Origin of the sequence: Streptomyces sp. NPDC013457, from assembly GCF_043089925.1 — a bacterium.
Lineage (GTDB): Bacteria > Actinomycetota > Actinomycetes > Streptomycetales > Streptomycetaceae > Streptomyces.
This window is the reverse complement of sequence record NZ_JBICBL010000029.1, coordinates 1-6248: the sequence shown is the minus strand read 5'-3', so window position 1 is coordinate 6248 and position 6248 is coordinate 1. Positions and strand designations below refer to the sequence as shown.

General features: G+C 47.1%; 5 protein-coding genes. 4 read left to right on the top strand and 1 reads right to left on the bottom strand.

Features of this window, described 5'->3' with window-relative positions; genetic code table 11:
• From ACF1G2_RS35965 to ACF1G2_RS35950, 4 genes are all read left to right on the top strand, one after another.
• A partial coding sequence (locus ACF1G2_RS35965) for a tyrosine-type recombinase/integrase (RefSeq protein WP_391802359.1) occupies window positions 1–355 on the top strand: 355 nt, incomplete at its 5' end.
• 509 nt (window positions 356–864) lie between these two features.
• Window positions 865–1320 carry a hypothetical protein gene (locus tag ACF1G2_RS35960; protein WP_042561996.1) on the top strand — a complete coding sequence of 152 codons (456 nt, stop codon included), beginning with the start codon at window positions 865–867 and terminating at the stop codon, window positions 1318–1320.
• Between the two features lie 47 nt (window positions 1321–1367).
• The gene (locus tag ACF1G2_RS35955; protein WP_042558341.1) at window positions 1368–4433 is read left to right on the top strand and encodes a class I SAM-dependent DNA methyltransferase; all 3066 of its coding nucleotides are present in this window, start codon (window positions 1368–1370) and stop codon (window positions 4431–4433) included.
• A gap of 74 nt (window positions 4434–4507) precedes the next feature.
• Entirely contained in the window at window positions 4508–5110 is a 603-nt protein-coding gene (locus tag ACF1G2_RS35950; RefSeq protein WP_196491873.1) for a hypothetical protein, read from the top strand.
• A gap of 107 nt (window positions 5111–5217) precedes the next feature.
• Here the strand turns inward: ACF1G2_RS35950 and ACF1G2_RS35945 are convergent.
• A partial coding sequence (locus ACF1G2_RS35945; protein ID WP_391802358.1) for a helicase/relaxase domain-containing protein occupies window positions 5218–6248 on the bottom strand: 1031 nt, incomplete at its 5' end.

Here is a 6248-nt window from a genome sequence, read left to right as displayed (position 1 = left end):
CAGTGAAAATACCCGTAACACCGCGATTAGCCGTATGGGTTACAAAGGAAGGCTCACCGGTCATGGCATCAGGGCTACCATCTCCACGGCGCTTAACGAGGTTGGCTTTGTAGAAGAGTGGATTGAGGCGCAGCTTTCACACGCTGATACCAACCAAATTCGGGCTGCATACAATCATGCAGAATACGTCGAGCCGAGACGTAGGATGATGCAATATTGGGCGGATTTATTAGATGCCCTAGAGGTCGGCTTTGCTCCACCTAGGCCAGAAGCATACATGGCGCAGAGCGGTCGACGTTCAATGGATTTTCTGAACGCGCAGCAGGAGTCTGCCGGTGATGGTATGGGGTGCTAGGGATAGAGTGTTCGAATCACTCCGTCCCGACCATATTTTTCAATGACTTAGCCCAATCTGCGAAGGTTGGGCTTTTTCATGTCTGAAAAATTACTCCCGCATTTACTCCCACAAATTTTTTTGGTCATTTTTTGTGATGCATATTGTACGTGGACTCAGGTAGGCAGCGTCAACGAGGTGTGTGTGGAGGGAAGTTGCGCGCGTGCTGGGAGACACCAACATCGATCCTTTATCCCGCCCCTGGGAGTTGAAACCTGGCTTTTGGTATGCGGGTGCACTCCGGATGATGACTGGCCTTCAATTGGAGGTTGCGTCTGGGATAGCCCATCGGGTTGCCGAGTACACAGCGCAGGATTGCAGGTGGGGGGCTGGAGTGGCTGTTGAATAGTGCTTAGCGTATCTAGGTCAGCAGACTGTTTCTTGCCTTGTCTACGAGGTAAGCATAGATAACAGTAATTTAAGTGGGTATGATGCCCGCTTGGATGTATGGCGGAGCGAAGGGGCAACTGATGCGACTCATCAAGGCGGCTGCAGTTCAAGCGCTCACAGGGCTGACATCAGACCAGCTGAGGGAGTGGACATCTCGTCGACACCTTATCGTGCCCGATGAGAAGCCGTCTGGACCAGGTTCTCGCGCATTGTATTCATGGCAGACAGTGCTTTTGCTTCGACTGGCAGTTGTGTTGAGAGAAAAGTTCCATGTTGAGCTGACATCTCAGAAAAATTTGTTTCTGGGACTGGCGCAAAAGCTCAAAAATCATTCCTTCCCCGCTTTATATGACTCGGTGCTTGTGATTAAGCCTGGCGGTGAATTTACACTGTATCAGTATCGAGAATATTCAAGTTTTAACGGTGATGCATTAGTAATTAATATGAATCCACATTTAGAAATCCTTTCATCTGAGTTTGAGCCTTCAGATGAGTCGCACCAATTTCATCTTTTTCCAGCCATTGCAGTTAAGTAGATACGACATGAGTGGGATATTGCTATTTTGGTCTATGGACAACAATCATGCTGCTTGAGCAATGGCTTAGCGATCTAGCCTATATAAAGTTCCCGCACGAGCTGTACCGGGCCGGCGACAGTATTGGAACTAGGCCCTACGCATCTGAAATTGAGGAAATGCTGGAGATTGGCGGAGGAATTTCCGCGTCTGCAGTCTTCTGTGTAGGGGAAGTACCTACAGTTTGCTTTATAGACTCCCAAACATTACAGCTGCCGCGTCAGAAAAGAGTCGAGCAAATATGTCAGCGGGTCTGGAATCAGAACTTAGCATCGGTGGTTCTTGTTCTTGATCCTGATGGGTTGGTGGCGTATTCGGTAAACGATAGAGAAGCTGAGCCCGAGGTTCTATCACGTGAGGCTGTTGTTGCCCAAGGGTATTGGTCGGCCTACGAAGTGCAGTCTGGATTTATTAAGGATCGCCTCTCGCATTGGTTTTTGCCGGAGGAAAGGGTAGATCAACGTTTGCTTGCTAATTTAAGACAAGTTGTCAAGCAGTTGGCAAAAGAAGGACTTGGTAGTAGTCAAGCAGAAGCATTAATGGCTCAAGTCATTTTCTTATGTTACCTCGAACAAAGAGGTATTGTTGGTGAGGGATATCGTGCAACTCATAATCTTGAAAGGTTAGAAGATTATGTGGCTAAGTCAGATGGTGAGGGTGTTGACAGTCTGTTACGCCAACTAAAATTTGATTTCAATGGTGACTTTCTCAGCTCTAGAGATGGTGGCGCCCCAGATTGGGTTGTGCTCAATGAGCAATGTTTCAGATGTATAAAGCGCTTCTTAGAGGCTGTAGATTTTGAAACTGGGCAGGGGGCGTTCTGGCAGTATGATTTTAGTCATATTCCAGTTGAGCTTATTTCAGGTATATATGAGACGCTGTTGAAAGATCGACAGGGAGCGCTAGGAGCTTATTATACTCCTCGGCACTTGGCTAGCCTAGTTACTGAGCAAGCATTTGAGAGCTTTGATAATCCGGCTGGTTGCACCGTATATGACGGAGCATGTGGTTCTGGTATTCTTCTAACAAGTGCATTTAGGAAGATGCTCAGGCATGCGGAAGTAAGTGGAGGGAGACGACTTACATTTTCAGAACGCGTAGCTCTGATGGAATCAAATCTTTTCGGAAACGACATAGATGAAACGGCTTGCTGGATAACTGCGTTCAGTTTATACCTTTCTCTACTTGAAGGCTTAGATTCTGAAGAGGTAATGCGCCTTCAGACAGATAATAGCTTAAAACTTCCTCGTCTAGTTGGCTCTGGTCTAAATATTCAAAAAGGAGAGCTGTACGGAGATTTTTTCTCGGAAGATAATCCATTTTCAGGTAAGCGTAAGTTTGATATTCTTTTATCTAATCCGCCTTGGCGTGAGTCTGATAATAGTGAAAAGCCAGTCTGGGAGGAGTGGTGTCGTAAACATGTACCTCCTTACCCAGTTGGGCGTCGTCAAATTGCAGCTGGATACGCTTTTAAAGCCACGAGTTGTGTTAAAGTAAATAGTGTTATTGTTTTGATCATGCCTTTAAATCTTGTAATTGGTGCTAGTGATCAATCAGGTGATTTTAGACGGCGTTGGCTAGAAGATGTAAGAATCGAAAGGATAATAAACTTTGCTGATGTGAGGCGGCTACTTTTTCCGGCAGCTAAACATCCATGCGCTGTCGTCCGGGCTCGGCCGAGAAGCTTTGAAGACGAAATCATCTCACTTGGAAGTGAGTACGTCGAGTATTGGGCCCCTAAGACCGATGTAACACTGGCGTTGGGGCGGCTGGCATTACACGAGGCCGATAAAAAGATAATTTCAGCCAAAGAAATATATCAAGATAACTACTTGCTTATTTCAAGTTATTGGGGGGAAAAGCGCGATCAAAAATTACTTCGACGGCTTCAGCGTTTTGGGAGTGTCAAAGAAACTATGGAGTCACGTGAAAGTCCTTGGCTTTCTGGAAAAGGATTTCATGCTGCCAATCACAGTAATCGAGATCGCGAACTAGGTGTGCTAGCTGATCTCTCGTTGATGCCGGCAGATAGATTGCCTAGAGTCTATCCAATAGTTTCTGCTGATGCGCAACTTGCTCGGCTTGCAGATTTTTATCCTATAGTTGCAAGTCCTGGTGGAAAAAATGCGAAGCTTTACTCGGGGCCTAGAGTAATATTTCCAGATGGCTTGTCTGAATCTTATGTTATTAGGGCGATCTATTCAGAAGTCCCCTTTGCTTTTACCTCATCTATTGGGGCAATAGGCGGGGCATCAGTTGATGCTAATCTTCTTAAGTTTCTTATGATTTATCTTAGATCTCCGATAGCGACGTATATGTTGATAATGACAGGTTACTCGGTGATCGGTGAGCGTCCTCGTGTTGCGATTGATGATGTTGAGCGTTTTCCATTTTGCTCGCCGGAGGCGCACAAAAAACCAGAGCTTGCAAAGGAAATAATATTTAAGTCCTGTCAGCTGCTGGATAAGATTTCGGCGGAGTCTGAGTTGCATCGTGAATCAGCATATGATGCAGTAAAAGTTCAGCTTGATAATTTGGTTTTTGATTATTTCATGCTTGCTGAGGCTGAGCGTGTACTAATAACCGACACTGTCGACGTTATTGCTTCTTCAATTCAACCTTCAAACTATCAAGGTCTTACGACCCCTTTGCTTGATAGACCGTCGAACGATGAGATTGATCGTTATTTAACTGTTTTTAAAACAGAGCTTGCGCTTTGGCGCAGTCGTAGCAGAGGCGCGGGAGAGCTGACAGTGGAAGCTGTTATAGATGGAGCTAAGGGCTTTTTTGGGGCAGTTAGAGTTTCTGTTGGGGAGTCCAGCACCGGTGGGCTTAATGTTGCCGATTCTGCTTATCAACGACTGATCGGTGATCTCTATGCAGGGCTAGAAGCTAACCATTCGGTAGAGTCCGAGGGCAAATTATTCAATGTCCCCAATATTTTGGTTGCTGCAGGAGAAGCATTTTACTTTGTAAAGCCGTTAAGGCGTCGGTTTTGGCTTGCTAGAACCGCTCTTGCTGATGCTGACTTGATTGTTCAGACAGTTCAGGCCGCAGCTTGGGGGCGCAATTAGTTATGAGTTCCTCAATCTCAGCAGCTTGGTTTCGCCTATTTCCTGGGCCGAAGATACCTGATGTCCTCGTTTATATGAGTGATACTTGGTCTTCTCTATTGCAAACCTCGCCATCAGCAATTTCATTTGAGAAAGATGAGCCGACGTTAACTGATAATCTATGCGAGGCCCTAAGCGACGAAGACCGTCGTTTCGATTGGGGAATGGATTGTGACTTCCAGGCTGAAACTTGGGAGTTGCGCCGCGCCGCCAATGGTGATGTCTCTCGAATCGCCAGGGCAGATATTCGCGTAATTTTAGGCGCTCCAGGTACTCCGCACTTAGTTCTTGAATTCAAAAAACTAGATGGTTCAGCAAGTAGTAAATGGAAATATTGCTTTGACGGTTTGAATCGTTTTATTGACGGAAAATATGCTGTCGGTCATGAATATGGAATTATGTGCGCTTTTAGTCCATTGGATTTGATAAAGGAGGCAGGTGATTTGGCCCGATATATTGCTAGCGCCGATTATCCAAAAAGGCTGAATTGCATTCCAGCTCCCAACGGGGATGTAGCTGTTTCCCCTTCTATGATGGGAGGGCAGGTACATTTTGATACCAGTCATTTTAGAATAACGCAGAATCCGTCTCTTCCTATAGTTATTCTACATACGTTGCTCCCTTGCCCAGTTGTTTAGATTTTATGTGCTGAGCGAAAGTGTTGTTGCTGGTTGGTGGCGTTTCACTAATGCATAAATATATGTTTAAAGTTGTATATATTTGTTGGGCAGAAGGAGGATTGTTGTTAGTGACCCGTGGAGGCAATATCGTCGATTTTTAGAAAGGGGTTATCTGGGGGAGTCAGTTCAAAAAATAGCTTTGGTTCCTCAATCACATACCCCTTCAGAGTGGTTCTCTTCCTAGGGCCCTGCACTTGGCATGCCCAGATGTTCAGGCCGTTGTCTCGCTTCCTGTGGACCTTCAGATTCTCGAACTGCTTCTGTACCCAACGCCATTCTTCAATCTCTTGATCGACCCTCTTGGCTATGCCAGGAAACTCCTGGACATAACGTTGGAAGAGACCAGGAGTTACCAGAAATACAGTACCACTCACCGTGTGGATTTTGGCCTTGCTGTCATTGATGATCAGCTTATGGCTGAGGATCCCTTCCTTGACCCAATTCAGGAATGTCTGACCAGGGTTGTCCGATGAAGGATTTGAGATTTCGAGGGTGCCTGCTGACGATACATTGCTGACCTCAGACTCTTCCAGCTCGAACATATCCAACAACGTGCCGAGATAGTCGGCATTTTCCATCGTCATTGGATCGGGCTGCGATGGGCTTTGACGCGATCCTGCACTGACGGTCTCCGGCGCTGCTGGTGATGCCGGAGCGTCAGTCGGGTGGTCATCGACTGCCACGCTCACCGTTCCGCTAAAAGTTTCGGGGCGGTCTTCGCTCCCCCAAATCAACGCCGGTTGAAGGCGAAGAAATGTAAAGGTCTGCTCCCAGCTTCCCTGTGCGACAAGCGCGGTCCAGATGGCTTTGCCTTCTGGGGTGGACTCAACCAACCCATGTGACTGGAGTTCGTCGAACACCGCGAGGTTGGAGGAGGGAATGCCTTCTATCGCTTGCGACAGCAGATAAGCTCGCAGCTTGTCGGTGACCGTCTTGCTGACCAGCCACAGCGCGTCCTGAGTCAACCAACCCGCGGCCCCCGGCTGATTAAGTTTCAGCTCGTGCTGAACCAGATGACGTAGTCCGCTGATCAAGTGATGTTGCAGCGAATGAATCGGTGCTTGCAGCGCCTTGCTCGGGTTACCACCGATGTTCT